Here is a 15,549-nt window from a genome sequence, read left to right as displayed (position 1 = left end):
GTACCTGAAATAGAATCCGGCGTGAACGCATTGTCTGGATTATCAACATCGGTACTAGTCAATGTTCCTGATGTCGTTACCGCTTTGTCAGTTTCATCAATGGCAACGGTTGCGCTGCTGACAGTAGCTTTGTCATTAGTGCCATTTACTGTGATAGTCACTTGATGCGGCGTGCCATCAGCAGAATGAACGGTGATGGTATCAGTAGCTGTCGAGCCTTTACCTAATGCTTGAACGGTCGGGTTAGTGTTATCAAGATCGTACGTCCAAGAACCAGTATCGGTCAGATGAAGCGTACCAAACGAGCCTGCAATATCGGTACTTCCTGTGGATGAAGTAGCGAAATGCGCTTCGCCAGTATCTACATCCGTTACCGCAAGTGTGCCCGAGGTCTGAAGTTGGGACTCTTCGGTTACCGCGCCGGCACTGGTTCCGCTTATCACGGCTTTATCATTGGTGCCGTTAACGGTAATTGCAATTTGATGAGGAGTGCCGTCGGCGGAGTGGATGGTTATGATGTCTGTTGTCGTAGAGCCTTGACCAAGAGCCTGAACTTGTGGATTTTTATTATCTAGATCGTAGGTCCAATCGCCATTGTCTTTAAGGTGTAAAGTACCCAGTGTCCCCTTGAGGTCGGAATTAGAAAAATGCGCCTCTTTTGAGTCGATATCGGTGATGTTGAGTTGGCCCGAAACCGTTAGGTTTTTATCTTCAGTAACTTGGCTTGAGCCATTACTTTTCCCGATAGCCAAAAACGAACTTGGTGAATTTGCTGTACTACTCGTGATTACCGCATGGTCGTTGGTGCCATTAATCGTAACCATAACTTGATGCGCTGTGCCATCAGCTGAGTGAACAGTGACGATGTCTGTCGCAGTTGAACCTTGGCCAAGTCTTTGAACTACTGGGTTATTGTTGTCTAAACTGTATGTCCACGCACCGTCTTTGGTGATGCTTAGCGTACCGAAATTACTAGTCACTTGTGAGGCTTGAAAGTGGTCCTCTCCAAGATCAGAGTCCGTTACCGAAAGCTGCCCTTGAACTTGTGTCGTTAAATCTTCAGTTAACGTGCCAGCATCCACACCCGTAATTACGGCATTGTCGTCGTTTCCGCCAATCGTCATATCGATCGTTTGCGGTGTGCCATCTTTGGTGTGAATTGTGAAACTTTCATGCAGTGAAGTGGCTGCGGTTAAAGCTTGAACATTAGAGAGCGAGTTATCAACTTGATACTGCCAATGTCCATCAGCATCGATAGTTAATGAACCATATTTACCTGAGATAACTTCCGGCGTAACCGAACTTTCATTTTGGTCAGGGTCTATGACATCGATTTTGCCGTTCGCATGTAACAAGCCTTGTGAATCAATATTGTGATCTTCTGTTACCACACCTGTTAAGTCTCCAGAAATATTTGGCGTGTCTTGCTTACCTGTTACCGGTATCTGAACAATGATGCTCGAGCCGTTAGATAGATGTAACGCAAAATGATCAGTACCTGGTTGGTGCTGGTTTAACAGGATGTATTGAGGAGAATTTGGATTCAATACGAATGTGTATTGACCATTTGCATCAACATGAAGCTCTCCGTAGGTACCTTTTATGACTTCTGGCATAAAGGTGACGGGTAAAGCGGGTGTCGTCGGCGCATTTGAATGAGTCGGCTGACCGTTACTTCCTGAGGAGATAGTCGGCATCGATACCGAAGGAATGTAATGGACTTGCGGGTGAGAAAGCGTCGACAAATGATGAGAAGGAACCAAGTGAGAGCTTGAACCATGGGTGGCATGACTTGCACTTAAGGTGGAGTTTACGTCGCTGTCACTCGTCTGAGCTTCTTGGAGAGCAACCGCTGATGAGTCCGCCTTGCTATGGTCATCGGTGACATCTTTTTCGGTCACGTTATTTGCGGTTACTTGATCTGCAGCGTCGCTGGAATTGTCTATACTTTCTGCAGCAGCGTGTTTAGCCAATGATGGCAAAATCATCATGAGTGACTGAAAAAGTGGGATATTCACTTTTAGATGTGAATGCAGTCTGAGCTTCTTTTTTTGTGTTGGTTTCTTTTGTTCTAGCTCGTTACTTTTCTTATTTTTGATTTCTGTATTTTTCTTGTTTGCTTCGACGTTTTTTTTGTTAGCCATTTTTCTCATCCGTGAATCGTGGTTGCACTATTTTAAGTAAAATACACAGATAGAGGTTTCGCTAGCTAATTGGATAATTTTTAAAGAAAAAAACTGTAAAGTCGAAGAATTATCTCGTTTTGATGAAAGAGAGGATGAATACTTTTTCAACGGTCAGGTAAATATCGGCACAATGACATTGACCTTACCCTAAGGGGAACGTTTATAGTTGCGTTGTAAATTCAAAGGTAAACTATGACAAACACATTCCGAAAAACTTGGATTATTGTTTTCAGCATCATTGCGATGTTGATGTCTAGCTATGCCTCAAGCTCCTCAGCCTTGATGACTGAAGTAATGATGATGGAAATGGGGTCGAGCAAGTCGGCTTGTTACCACAGCGATACTTCGGTTAATGATTCAATGGCGGGGTGTCATGTGATGAGTGAAGAAGTACACGCTGAAGACTCTAACATGAGTGCCCATGCTTTGATGGCTCAATACGATATGTCTTCAATGAGCGAAGACGGTAGCTCGATGATGGGTAACCATTGTTCGAGTGTCGATTGCTGTGCTTCAATGTGTTCTGCAAGTCCCTATCCAATTCAGGCTGTTCAAGCCGTTGATCAACTTTCCTTTTCATTAGCTCGTTTTCAATCGGTCACGATTGGCCAGAAAGTCGCACGCGCTCAATCTTTGCTACGCCCACCTTCCGCATAAATCTATATCTAAAAATACAGCTCTATCAGTTAGATAAATCTGATAAGCCATTCTTTTTTATGCGCTAATTAGCGTTAGATATGGACATTCATTGTGAATATGAAACCAACAACCTCTGTGTTTGTCATGAACACGAGCTTAATGGTTGCTGCTGCCTTGCCTATGGCCTTGTTTTCAAGTGCTATGCTCGCGGCTACCACGGCGTCAGCTTCAAATGCTCAACACATTTCAGCACATGACCAAGCAAGCTCGACGCAGCAACTCAATACACTGATTGAGATAGCGTTAAGCGAAGATGGAAATCGCAAACAGTACTTTGCTCAGTCTCAAGCGATGCGAGAAACGGGCATTGCCAGCTCGACCTTAATGGACCCGAAATTGAAAGTTGGATTTGGCGGTTTGCCTGTCGATAGCTTTCAATTCGACGAAGACCCGATGACTAATATATCGGTAGGGCTGATGCAGCAGTTTGAGCGTGGCGATACGCTTAACCTCCAACAGAAAAAGGCAGGCCAACAGGCAGATGCTTTAGCTTTGCAGGTGCAAGCAAGAGAATTGACGGTTGCGAATAGCATGACGCAGTTATGGCTTGAGCTGGGTTACCAGCAAGTTGCAGAAGGCGTGATGCGTGAAAACCGACGCCTTTTGATTGAGCTTGAAAACTATGTACAAACCAATTACTCGATTGGTAAAAGTGAAGCGCAAGATCTGCTTAACGCTCAGCTTCAAGTGAGTAAGCTTGATGAGAAACTTCAGGCAAACAAGCAGGTTCAGCGCCGCTTAATCTCTCAGCTTTCTGAATGGTTGGGTTCTGATTGGCTAGGCTCTCAGGTTCTTGATTCTCAGGGCACACTGAATGCAACTAACCAAATCGATTGGTCATTGTTAGAAAGTAAATTAGCGACCAATATCGATTCAACCAAGCACTACCAGCTACTGACTGACCATCCTTTGGTTAAGATCTCCGATGTCAGTATTTCCTCCAATCAAACTCAGGTTGAGTTAGCCGAGCAAGCTTATACCCCGCAGTTTGGGGTAGAAGTGATGTATGCGTACCGCCAAGCCAATAACATGGCGGGTGAACCTGCTTCTGATTTGGTGAGTGCTTATCTGACAGTCGACATTCCGCTGTTTACGGGGAATCGACAAGATAAAAACTTATCGGCTGCTCAGTATCAAGTTGGTGCGGCTAAATCTCAAAAAGACACCTTACTTTCCCAAATGAACGCGCAAGTGAACGCATTGCTGGTGGACAGATCAAATCTTATCCAGCGATTAGATCGCTATCAAACGTCCTTGCTTCCTCAAACCGCAGCCCGAATCAGCGCGGTTGAAAGGGGTTATCAAAACAATACCGCTCAGTTTAACGATGTCATTTTAACAACGACCGATGAGCTGGCGCTTAAGTTAGAGCAACAACGTTTGATCACCGATCTCAATATCGTTAACAGCAAACTGGCGGCGTTAATCAGTGGTTTTGAATACCAAGTAAACCAACCACAACTCAACTCAAGCGCAACTAAACACACAGCCAATCAATAAGGGAATAGACAATGAATACAGTAAAAGTAGCAACAATCGCTTTATTGGTCGGTGGTGCATTGGGTTTTGGTGTGAACCATTTTCTAATTAATCCAGCACACGACATGTCAGCAATGGCAACGAGTACAGGCGCCGAAGTAAGTAAACAAACCAAGGATGAACCTCTGTATTGGGTGGCTCCGATGGACCCAAATTATCAGCGAGACAAGCCGGGTCAGTCACCTATGGGGATGGATTTAATCCCTGTTTACGCGGATGACTCAAGTGGTGCTAAAGATGAGCCCGGTACCGTGTTTATTGATTCGTCGGTAGAAAATAATCTGGGTGTCAAAACAGCGAAAGTTAAGTTCGAAGCGTTGTCTCCTCGGATTGAAACCGTGGGTTATGTGGCGTTCGATGAAAGTACATTGTGGCAAACCAACGTAAGAGCAGCTGGTTGGGTTGAGAAGCTCTACATCAACGCAGTGGGTGAGAAGGTAAACAAAGGTGATGTGCTTTTCACACTCTATTCTCCAGAGATTGTTAAAGCACAAGAAGAGTTGATCAGTGCTTATAAAACGGGTCGTAAAGGTTTGATCAAGGGCTCGACTGAACGCTTAATTACCTTGGGTGTTGATAAGACTCAAATCCGCGCTATTACGCGCAAAGGCAAAGCTTCGCAAACCATTGAAATAAAAGCGCCAGCCGATGGTGTCATCGCAAGTCTGAATATCCGAGAAGGTGGTTACCTTTCACCTGCACAAGCGGTGATCAGTGCTGGTCCATTAGGCGAAGTATGGGTTGATGCTGAGGTGTTTGAGCGTCAAGCGCACTGGATCTCGTCAGGCAGCAATGCGGTGATGACGCTAGATGCCATTCCTGGCAAAGAGTGGTTGGGTAATGTCGATTACGTTTACCCAATCCTTGATCCAAAAACTCGAACCTTGCGCGTTCGTTTGAAGTTCTCCAATCCCCATGGCGAGCTTAAGCCAAATATGTTCGCCAATATTGCGCTGAAACCCATCAGTGATGAAGCCGTTCTTACTATCCCAAGATCTTCGGTTATTCACTCCGGTGGTATGACTCGAGTGGTGATGTCAGAAGGTTCTGGCAAGTATCGTTCTGCTCGTATTGAGGTTGGTCGTGAAGCTGGCGAAAAAATAGAGGTGCTTCAAGGGCTAGAGCAAGGCGAAAACATTGTCACTTCTGCGCACTTCATGTTGGATTCTGAATCGAGCCAATCCGCTGATCTGTCACGCATCAATGGTGTTGAAGAAGAAGCTGAAACCGTATGGGCGAACGGTGAAATTTCCGACGTTATGCAAGGCAGTCGTATGGTGACGATTAACCATCAGCCTGTTCCAGAATGGGATTGGCCGGGCATGGTGATGAACTTCACCTTTGCGGAAGGCTTGGACATGAGTGACGTGGAACGTGGTAAGGCAGTTGACTTTGAGATGCGAAAGACAGAGTCAGGGCAATACGAGGTTGTTGATTACAAGGTCAACAAACACAAGATCGCCGGCGAAGTTTGGGTAACGGGTGACATTACCATGTTGATGGCAGATTTTGGCATGATCACCGTAAAACATCAGCCAGTCCCTGAGTGGAATTGGAAAGCGGGTGAAATGAATTTCCAAGCCAGTGATGACCTTGATTTATCTGAGTTTGCCGAGGGTCAAACCATTCGGTTTCTAGTAGCGAAGCAGGGTTCTGATTATCTGCTCAAATCTCTCGAACCGACGAATAGCACGGGTGAGGGCGAACTATGATCAATGCAATCATTCGCTGGTCTATTAGCAACCGCTTCTTAGTGCTGGTTGCTACTGTAGCCATCGTATTTGGCGGCTTATACAGCGTTAAAAACACACCGGTCGATGCCATTCCTGATTTGTCAGATGTTCAGGTGATCATCAAAACCAGTTATCCGGGGCAAGCGCCACAAGTGGTTGAGGATCAGGTGACTTATCCATTAACCACCGCCATGTTAGCTGTACCAGGAGCTGAAACGGTTCGTGGTTACTCGTTCTTTGGTGATTCCTATGTCTATATCATCTTCAATGACGATACTGATATGTACTGGGCACGTTCACGAGTGCTGGAGTACCTAAGCCAAGTTGCACCTAACTTGCCTTCGAGTGCTAAGCCAACACTAGGGCCAGATGCAACCGGTGTGGGCTGGGTCTACAGCTATGTTCTGCAAGATAAAACAGGTCAGCACGACTTAGCGGAACTTCGTAGTTTGCAAGATTGGTTCTTGAAGTATGAGTTGCAAACCGTAGAAGGCGTGTCTGAAGTGGCGACCGTTGGCGGCATGGTGAAGCAGTATCAAGTGCAGATTGATCCTGCCAAGTTACGTGCTTATGACCTAACACTTCAACAGGTCAACAAGGCGATCCAAGATGGTAATCAAGAAACAGGAGCGTCTGTTGTCGAGATTGCCGAAGCCGAGCACATGGTTCGTACGACGGGTTACCTGACAAGCATCGAAGACATTCAATCTCTGCCGTTAAAAGTGACAGACAAAGGTACACCGCTACTATTAGGTGACATTGCTGACATTAACCTCGGCCCGCAAATGCGTCGTGGTATCTCGGAGCTCAACGGTGAGGGTGAAGCGGTTGGCGGCGTTATCGTGATGCGCTTTGGTGAAAATGCCAGTGAAGTGATCGATTCGGTTAAATCCAAGCTTGCGGAACTGCAAGCAGGCTTACCTGATGGTGTCGAGATTGTCGCGACTTATGACCGTTCTACTTTGATTGATTCAGCCGTTGAAAACCTTTGGAAGAAGCTGGCTGAAGAGTTCATCGTGGTCGCCGTGGTGTGTGCGCTGTTCTTGTTCCATATCCGCTCGTCGTTGGTTATCGCACTAAGTCTGCCTGTTGGTATCTTAGGTGCATTCATTGTGATGCATTGGCAGGGTATTAACGCCAATATCATGTCTCTTGGCGGGATCGCGATTGCGATTGGCGCCATGGTGGATGGTGCCATCGTGATGATCGAGAACGTTCATAAACACATTGAACGGACTCCGCTCACTGACAAAAACCGTTGGCAGGTGATTGGTAAGGCAGCAGAAGAAGTTGGCGCACCGCTGTTCTTCTCTCTGATTATCATTACCTTGAGTTTTGTGCCTGTGTTCGCGCTAGAAGGGCAAGAGGGCAAGATGTTCTCGCCACTTGCATTTACCAAGACGTATGCAATGGCCGCTGCAGCCGGTTTGGCTATCACGCTTGTTCCTGTGCTAATGGGTTACTTCATTCGCGGCAACGTGTTACCTGAACACAAAAACCCAGTAAACCGAAGCCTAGTGGCGATGTATAAACCGCTTCTGAACCTCAGCCTCAAGTATCCCAAGGTGATGATTGTTATCGCACTTGGCTTAATGGCGTCTGCTTATTACCCAACCAGTAAGCTTGGTAGTGAGTTCATTCCTCCTTTGGATGAAGGGGATTTGATGTACATGCCAACCACGTATCCGGGCATCTCAATTGGTAAAGCGCGTGAGTTGTTGCAACAAACCAACAAACTCATCAAAACCATTCCAGAAGTCGAAACCACGTGGGGCAAAATTGGTCGAGCAGAGACAGCAACCGATCCTGCGCCACTGACTATGATTGAAACGGTTATTCAGCTTAAACCGCGAGATGAGTGGCGTGACGGTGTCACTACGGAGTCTCTGCGTAAAGAGTTTGATGATCTGATTCAATTCCCCGGTTTGACCAATGCTTGGGTCATGCCAATCAAAACGCGTATCGACATGTTAGCGACTGGTATCAAAACGCCAATTGGTATCAAAATCGCTGGCCCGGATCTGAGCGTGATAGAGGATATTGGTTCGCAACTTGAACCCATCCTCAACAGCGTCAGTGGTACGGCTTCTGTCTACGCCGAGCGTGTTGCGGGCGGTCGTTACGTCACGATAGACATTAAACGCCGCTCTGCTGCGCGATATGGCTTGAGCATTAAAGAAGTGCAACAGGTTATCTCGACTGCGGTTGGTGGCATGAACGTGGGTGAAACCGTTGAGGGACTAGAGCGTTACCCGATCAATGTCCGTTATCCACAAAGCTATCGTGATTCTGTCGTTAAGTTACAGAACCTACCGTTAGTGACACCAAACGGTGCTCGTATCGCGCTTTCTGATGTCGCGGATATTCGATATGAAGATGGCCCTCCGATGATCAAAACAGAGAATGCGCGTCCTAATGGTTGGGTGTTCGTGGATATCGAAGGGCGTGACCTTGGTTCTTATGTGGCAGAGGCACAAAAAGTCGTTACAGATCAGCTTGTTTTGCCTGCGGGTTACTCACTGGCTTGGTCTGGTCAATACGAGTACATGGAACGCGCCAAAGATCGCTTAAGTGTGGTCGTGCCTATCACCATTGCCATCATTATGTTGCTGCTGTATTTGAGCTTCCGCCGTGTCGGTGAAGTGATGATGATCATGCTGACATTGCCACTCGCGATGGTGGGTGGTTTATGGCTGATGCATGTCCTCAATTATAACTTCTCCAGTGCGGTGGGTGTGGGCTTTATCGCGCTTGCCGGGGTAGCTGTCGAGATAGGTGTGATCATGTTGGTGTATCTCAACCAAGCGTGGCACTTCAAAAAGCTTGATGCCGAACAGAGCCAGCAAACACTCCAACAAACCGATCTCACTGATGCCATTCGTGAAGGGGCAGGGCTTCGTGTGCGTCCAGTAATGATGACGGTTCTCACTGTGATCATTGGCCTCATTCCAATTATGTATGGCGAAGGTACGGGCTCTGAAGTGATGCAGCGAATTGCTGCGCCGATGATAGGCGGAATGGCGTCTGCACTATTGCTTACCCTACTGGTGTTGCCTGCAATCTTTAAGCTCTGGAAACAGCGTGAGATTACGCACAGTCAAAATGAAATAAACAAATAACGTATTGATTATTAGCCCTTACTGACTAAAAACAGAGTGAGTAAGGGCGTACCACATGAACATGTGAAACTAACAAATAAATAACTGAATTAATCTAAGGAACGATCATGAAAAAGACACTTATTGCGATTGCACTGACGTTAACTACTGCAACGGCTTTTGCTGAAATGGACCATTCAACTGTTGATCATTCAAGTATCGCCCATTCAAACATGGATCACTCGATGATGAAGAGTGGAGAGATGGACCATTCGATGATGAATATGGAAGGCATGTCTGAAGTGGGTATGCCTGCGACAGGCGCAAAGCCGGATAAAGTGGTTCATGTTCTGCTAAGTGACGATATGAAAATCACATTTAAGAACAAGGTTGATATTGAGCCGAACGACGTGGTGCAGTTCGTTGTGATGAACACAGGCAAGATTGATCACGAATTTTCGATTGGTTCTGCTTCAGAGCAGCTAGAGCACCGTGAAATGATGAAAAACATGGGTAATCACGCTCATGACTCGGGCAGCACAGTTACAGTTAAGCCGGGTAAAGCGAAGCAATTGCTGTGGCATTTCCATGGTGATAATAACGTAGAGTTAGCGTGCAATATCCCTGGTCACGCTGAAGCGGGTATGGTGAAGTCGTTAACGCTTTAGACGTTAATCAATAGCGCTTTGTTGAATTAGAAATTCAATGAGGGCTAGAAAATTAAAGATAAGTCTTAACTTATACCTAAAGCGCTTTGCTGTGAGGGATTCGCTGAGGCTTATCTTTATTTATAGTCACTGTAGCAAGATAGAAGTTTCAAGCAGATGGTGTGCTTCGCCGCTCAGATGCGGTAGCTCTGCCATGATCTTTTTAAACTTGTCATCGATTGACTCTGCTTCATTCAGCGATCGAAAAGCCAGTACAGCCTGTTCAGGCTCGCTGTTCACATAACCTTTCAATGTATCTAGCTGAATTTTATTGGCATTTTCAACTTTTGCTAGCGCGACATTAATTGCTTCGATGCTAATTGTTAACTCATTGCTTTTAAACATTTTTTATTATTTATGGGTTGTTGCTAATGCGCGCACATTAACACAATGATTTTTGCAGATATTGACCAAGATTATTAAATTGGAACAATTTTGAAAATCATTAAAAGCTGAACTGCAATGTGTGATTTGGATAGGTGTCAGAAATACGAAGCGAATTAAGGAGCTAATAGCTTTGGTTGGTCACTTAGCGTTGATTCGTCAATCTAAGCTTAAATAAAATAAGTTTAGTCAGTATAGATTTAATGACTATGGATTTAACTAACGGAGAAAGTTTTTGAATAGCGTGTCGCTGGAATAAAGCACGTCATGGAGCATAAGGAGAAGTTGGAGCGTGCAGCGGGAATCGAACCCGCATCATCAGCTTGGAAGGCTGAGGTAATAGCCATTATACGATGCACGCACACTGTCTTAAGAGTAAGACTGAGGTATCAAGAAGACTGGAGCGTGCAGCGGGAATCGAACCCGCATCATCAGCTTGGAAGGCTGAGGTAATAGCCATTATACGATGCACGCACATCGTCTTAACGAGTTTGATAATGCCACATCTAACTGAAAACGAAACCTTTTTCTTTCATTTTTATTCTAAGTGCTCGCATAACCACCACTCCGCTAGTTTTTCCATCATGTTCGGCGTTTTCAGAGTGAATAAAATGTGACTAAAATCTCTAAAAAAGGAGGGCGAGAAATAATAGTAAATGTCATGTTGCTTTTTGCGATAAATCCGCCTTAATTTATAAACCTGTTTCAGTGGTGCTTGGTTGTCATAAATCTCCTGAAAATTAAGGAATTTGGAGTGTTAACATAAACTGATTTTTATTCGTGTTTTGGCGTCCACTAATAACAATCTGAATGCATAAATTTAACTTATCAGCCTGTCAAAACATTCAGTAAACTAATCCCAAATTAGTAGAGTTATAGGCACTTATAAGCCTTTGCAGAAAAAAGTAACGAGTTCAGTTGATAATTCACGCAAAAGCCTCGTCATCCCGTCTATCGTTTGGTACATTTGCCGCACATTTTGTCTCCCCTAAAATTCCCATGCCTTCTCAGTTCCGAATTAACAAAATTGTTGAAATTGGTGACACTCTTCACCGCAGTGGCTGTGCTCCTTACAAGCTAGAGAAATACACTCAATTCTATGCAAAAAAGCATGGTGTGGATGTGATGATCCAAGCAACGCCAACTGCGATTAACTATCAATTTCCAGACGATAACAACGCCGTTATTCTTAAGCGTCTAAAGCCTGCGTCAATTAACCTGAGTTTGTTGGCCAATACGATCATTCGTATTAACCAACCGAGTAGTGAGCCTGTACCAGAGCCTGTCGGTTACTCTAAATTCGTGACGGCACTTGCCAATATGGGTATTCCGCCTGCGTATTTGATGCTGGTGGGCAGCACGTTGGAAGCTGTGGGCTTTTCTGCCTTATTGGGTTTGATGGTTTGGGTATGTCAGCAAGTTCTTCATTCACGTCGCGCAATCGCGGTTGAGTTCATCTCGGCACTGTTAACGGGTATCTTCGTGGCATTTCTGGCGAGTACAGGGTTGCCGATTCCGGTGTGGGCGTTGTGTATCGCCTCGATTGTCCTGTTTGTCCCCGGGTTATCCATAGCCAACGCATTAGAATGTTTGGCGTTTAATGATCTAGTCTCTGGTACCAGCTTGTTAGGGCAGAGCGCCTTAACCCTGATTAAGCTGTTTGTCGGGATTATCATGGGGCTCAACATCGGTGAAGCGATATGGGGACAAGCGGTTTCCATCGACTATACCAATGCGGTACCAATGTGGATGCACATATCTGGCTTGGTGCTGATCTCTGTGTCTATCGGTGTAATGTTCAATGCGCGACCTAAAGATATCTTACTTGGTTTACCAGTAGCGGTTCTCGGTATGTGGGGCCCGTTCTATCTAGGTTTTGATAGTGGTTGGGTTGTCGGTACTTGGGTTACGACGGTTCTTATTACTTTGTACGGAACTTGGATTGCTAAAAAGATGGAGCTCACGGGCTCTATTTATATCGTGCAAGGGATCATCATCTTGGTTCCGGGTAGCCGAGTATTAGTGAGTGCCAGCCAATCGGTGTTTGAACAATCGATTCTGCCTATCCCGAGTATTGGTTTGTCGGCGTTATTCATGTTCTCTGCAATCGTGGCAGGGCAAATCACCGCTTACTCGATTTACTCACCAAAAGTCGAACGTTAAGCCGTTCCGCTTTTCAAACCTTTAAACAAACACAGCTTAGCGGCTGTGTTTGTTCGTTTTAGGTACTGCTCTTTTTTAAGACAATTAGCTCTCCGTAAAACTTGTTAGATTTATGCTCGCTAAGCCTGACAAGAGCCATTAAAATGGAACAAATTCTATTTAAATGAAGTATTAACGTATGTCCTTACCTCCTTGTCCGCAATGCCAATCTGAATATGTCTACCCAGACCAAAACAACCTAATCTGCCCTGAGTGTGCCTATGAGTGGAATCCAGAAGAAGAGCGTTTAGAAAGAGAAGCCGCGCGTGTTAAGGACGTAAATGGCGTTGTATTGGAAAGTGGCGATAAAGTTACCTTCATTAAAGATCTAAAAATTAAAGGCAGTTCTAGCGTACTGAAAATCGGCACTAAAGCTGTGATTCGACGCATCAATGAAGGCAAAGATCACCAACTAGATTGCAAGCTGGATGGTGGCGGTGAAATGCTGGTTACGGCGAAGTACGTTAAGAAGCAGTAACCATTGTTTCAAATAATTGTCGTAAATCTTCAATAAGTTTAAGTCGCTTCTCGACATACTGATTCGCATATTAAAACGCAATAATTTTAGAGAATTAAGATGATTAGAGAGTACAACCCAGCTGATATTGAGGTCGTTTTAGATATTTGGTTAACCGCCTCGATCAAGGCGCATGACTTTGTGGCTCCTGAGTTCTGGGAGTCTCAAGTAGGTAATATGCGCGACATATACATTCCTGCATCAATAACTTACGTGTATCAAGTAGACGGTGAGGTTTGTGGCTTTTATTCGCTTTATGAAGGTATCTTAGCGGCGATATTTGTGAGCCCACAGCATCAAGGCTGTGGTGTTGGTAAGCAACTTATCCAACACGCGAAGCTTGAATGCCCGAATCTGTCTTTGAATGTGTATAAAGAGAACCAAGCGACCATTGAGTTCTACTTGTCTCAAGGTTTCTCTATTGTGAGCGAACAAACTGATGAGCACACAGGACATCAAGAATACACCATGCACTTATCTTAAGCTTGATAACTAAACCCGGTAGAAAAGTAACAGGAATCAACATCATATGGACATGGTTAAAGCTGCTCTTTCGCATTCAACAAGACCGGCTCAGTCATCAGATTATGAATTTCTGTTCGAGCTTAAGAAGGCCGCTGAGTTTGAACCGATCAAAGCCGTATTTGGCTGGGATGAGCAAATTCAACGAGATATACACGCCGAAGAATGGGCTGAAGAACGCCCTGAAATCATTGAATATCAAGATAAAGCGATTGGTAGTGTGTTGTTGCAAGACAAAGGCGAGCACTTCTATTTTTGCCGATTCTTTCTACTGCCTGAATATCATGGCAAAGGTATTGGCAGCCAAGTTTTAACGGATTGCTTAGCTCAAGCAGCCAAACTCAATAAGCCTGTGGAGTTGTGTTATTTACAAGGTAATCGAGTTGGGGAGTTGTATTTAAGGTTTGGCTTCGAAATCACCTCGCAAAACGATCAGTTTGTCTATATGTGGCGTGAATAGACACTCATTCAAAATGATCACACCGTGTCGGTAACTTGATAGGCACCTGACACTTATCTAACGTAAAACCTTGTAAAGCTCCCTATGCTTGATGACTAAGCGATTACACTTAGAAAAGATCGAGCGTAAGGGAGTGTGCAATGAATTATTACCCGACTTCAAAAATCGTGGGTGAACAAAGGTTTGGCTTTGGGCCAAAACTAGGTCAAACAACCTATTATTCTCCTGTAGAACAGTTGGATAAAAAGCCATTCGTTCACCAAGCTATACAAGACTTACCGAGTACTGAATCTACTCTGATTAAAGTAGGAGAGAATCGTGTACAACGAATGAAGGCCAAGGGTGACGAACAACAGATGCAAGCCACCAAGAAAGAAGCGCAGTCTTTTCTTCGAACGCAGTATCGACAACAAGCTCAAGCTCGCCACCTACAAAGTGTTGAAACTCCTTATGGTTTTCAAGAGCGCATCATTCAGTTTTGGAGCAATCACTTCGCCATCTCGGTCGATAATCGAAAACTGATGCCCTTGGCCGCCAGCATTGAAAACGATGTGGTTCGCCAGCATTGGAATGGTAACTTTGGCGAGATGCTGATGGCTTCTTCTAAACATCCTGCGATGCTTCTGTATCTCGATAATCAACTCTCGATTGGTCCCAATTCAAAAGTCGGAAAGCGCCGTAATAAGGGGCTCAATGAGAACCTCGCTCGTGAGATCTTAGAACTCCACACTCTTGGCGTTGACGGTTCTTATACTCAGCAAGATGTTATTGCTTTAGCAAAAGGCATTTCAGGCTGGGGCATTAAATTCAAATCTCCTGATGCTGGTTTTCGATTCGCTAATAATCTGCATGAGCCAGGAAGTATCACACTGCTTGGAAAGTCCTATTCTCAATCCGGGGTCTCGCAAGGAGAGTCGTGTTTAAAAACCTTAGCGACCCACAAAGACACTGCTGCGCACTTGGTTGATAAGCTTTGCCAGCATTTCATTGGCGACATATCTAAAGAACTCTCAGAGCAAATGGTTGCTGAATATCTGAAAGGCGAGGGAGATTTACTGCCTATCTATCGCTTGTTATTGAACAGCGCTGAGGCGAGTAAACCTAACCCTAATCGTTTTAGACCGCCGAAGGAGTGGCTGTTTGCCGTTCTTCGTAGTGCCGATATTTCTTTAAACGAGAAACAGGCATTCAATGCACTCAACAATTTAGGGCAGCCTCCTTTTAAACCGGGTTCACCTGCAGGCTGGTCGGATCAAGACAGAGACTACAATAGCCCTTCGGCGTTGACTCAACGTATGCAAGTTGCGAATAGGCTTGCGTCTGCTGCAATAAAATCGGCTAAAGCGTCAGGAGTTAAGCCGAAAGCGGTAGTGGATAAAGTGATCGCGGGTTTATATGGCGATGCTATTGATGAACACACCCAAATTGTATTGAACAAAGCCGACAGCGCTGCAATGCAACTTTCCCTGTTGTGGCTAAGTCCGCAGTTTCAATATCGTTAG

Annotated in this window: 12 protein-coding genes and 2 tRNA genes; 10 read left to right on the top strand and 4 right to left on the bottom strand. The window is 45.1% G+C overall.

Translation table 11 applies throughout. The annotated features are described in order from the left end of the window. Positions 1-2,144: VCBS domain-containing protein (locus AB4375_RS17755; RefSeq protein ID WP_372052177.1), on the bottom strand; the 2,144-nt coding region annotated here is incomplete at its 3' end. 234 nt (positions 2,145-2,378) lie between these two features. Between AB4375_RS17755 and AB4375_RS17750 the strand changes: the two genes are divergently transcribed. From AB4375_RS17750 to AB4375_RS17730, 5 genes are all read left to right on the top strand, one after another. Continuing rightward, positions 2,379-2,843, top strand: a complete 465-nt coding sequence (locus tag AB4375_RS17750) for a hypothetical protein (RefSeq protein WP_372052175.1) — start codon at positions 2,379-2,381, stop codon at positions 2,841-2,843. Positions 2,844-2,942: 99 nt separating this feature from the next. Further along, on the top strand, positions 2,943-4,385 hold the full coding sequence (locus AB4375_RS17745) for a TolC family protein (RefSeq protein WP_372052178.1): 1,443 nt from the start codon (positions 2,943-2,945) through the stop codon (positions 4,383-4,385). A gap of 11 nt (positions 4,386-4,396) precedes the next feature. After that, positions 4,397-6,136: an efflux RND transporter periplasmic adaptor subunit gene (locus AB4375_RS17740; protein WP_372052174.1), complete on the top strand. Its 1,740-nt coding sequence runs from the start codon at positions 4,397-4,399 to the stop codon at positions 6,134-6,136. After that, on the top strand, positions 6,133-9,276 hold the full coding sequence (locus AB4375_RS17735; RefSeq protein WP_372052173.1) for an efflux RND transporter permease subunit: 3,144 nt from the start codon (positions 6,133-6,135) through the stop codon (positions 9,274-9,276). The genes AB4375_RS17740 and AB4375_RS17735 overlap by 4 nt, the downstream gene beginning before the upstream one ends. A 107-nt stretch (positions 9,277-9,383) precedes the next feature. Further along, on the top strand, positions 9,384-9,923 hold the full coding sequence (locus AB4375_RS17730; RefSeq protein ID WP_372052172.1) for a cupredoxin family protein: 540 nt from the start codon (positions 9,384-9,386) through the stop codon (positions 9,921-9,923). A 126-nt stretch (positions 9,924-10,049) separates the two neighbouring features. Here the strand turns inward: AB4375_RS17730 and AB4375_RS17725 are convergent, their stop codons facing one another. The 3 genes from AB4375_RS17725 to AB4375_RS17715 form a co-directional block, all read right to left on the bottom strand. Further along, the gene (locus AB4375_RS17725; RefSeq protein ID WP_065583933.1) at positions 10,050-10,307 is read right to left on the bottom strand and encodes a hypothetical protein; all 258 of its coding nucleotides are present in this window, start codon (positions 10,305-10,307) and stop codon (positions 10,050-10,052) included. A 325-nt stretch (positions 10,308-10,632) separates the two neighbouring features. Next, positions 10,633-10,707 (bottom strand) — tRNA-Gly (locus tag AB4375_RS17720). A gap of 38 nt (positions 10,708-10,745) precedes the next feature. Then, positions 10,746-10,820 (bottom strand) — tRNA-Gly (locus AB4375_RS17715). A 525-nt stretch (positions 10,821-11,345) separates the two neighbouring features. Here AB4375_RS17715 and AB4375_RS17710 point away from each other — a divergent pair. The 5 genes from AB4375_RS17710 (at position 11,346) to AB4375_RS17690 (ending at position 15,549) form a co-directional block, all read left to right on the top strand. Next, complete coding sequence (locus AB4375_RS17710; protein WP_004731486.1) at positions 11,346-12,509, top strand: threonine/serine exporter family protein; 1,164 nt, start codon at positions 11,346-11,348, stop codon at positions 12,507-12,509. Between the two features lie 178 nt (positions 12,510-12,687). Beyond that, positions 12,688-13,026 carry a zinc ribbon domain-containing protein YjdM gene (locus AB4375_RS17705; protein ID WP_004731484.1) on the top strand — a complete coding sequence of 113 codons (339 nt, stop codon included), beginning with the start codon at positions 12,688-12,690 and terminating at the stop codon, positions 13,024-13,026. Positions 13,027-13,125: 99 nt separating this feature from the next. Next, positions 13,126-13,548: an N-acetyltransferase gene (locus AB4375_RS17700; RefSeq protein ID WP_017067098.1), complete on the top strand. Its 423-nt coding sequence runs from the start codon at positions 13,126-13,128 to the stop codon at positions 13,546-13,548. Between the two features lie 46 nt (positions 13,549-13,594). Beyond that, the gene (locus AB4375_RS17695; RefSeq protein ID WP_372052169.1) at positions 13,595-14,047 is read left to right on the top strand and encodes a GNAT family N-acetyltransferase; all 453 of its coding nucleotides are present in this window, start codon (positions 13,595-13,597) and stop codon (positions 14,045-14,047) included. 140 nt (positions 14,048-14,187) lie between these two features. Next, positions 14,188-15,549 (top strand): DUF1800 family protein, encoded by a 1,362-nt coding sequence (locus tag AB4375_RS17690; protein ID WP_017081500.1) that lies wholly within the window; start codon positions 14,188-14,190, stop codon positions 15,547-15,549.

The organism is Vibrio sp. 10N.261.51.C6 (assembly GCF_041471785.1).
Taxonomy (GTDB): Bacteria; Pseudomonadota; Gammaproteobacteria; order Enterobacterales; family Vibrionaceae; genus Vibrio; species Vibrio crassostreae_C.
The sequence above is the reverse complement of the archived record's forward strand: the minus strand, read 5'-3'. Positions and strand labels throughout refer to the sequence as shown.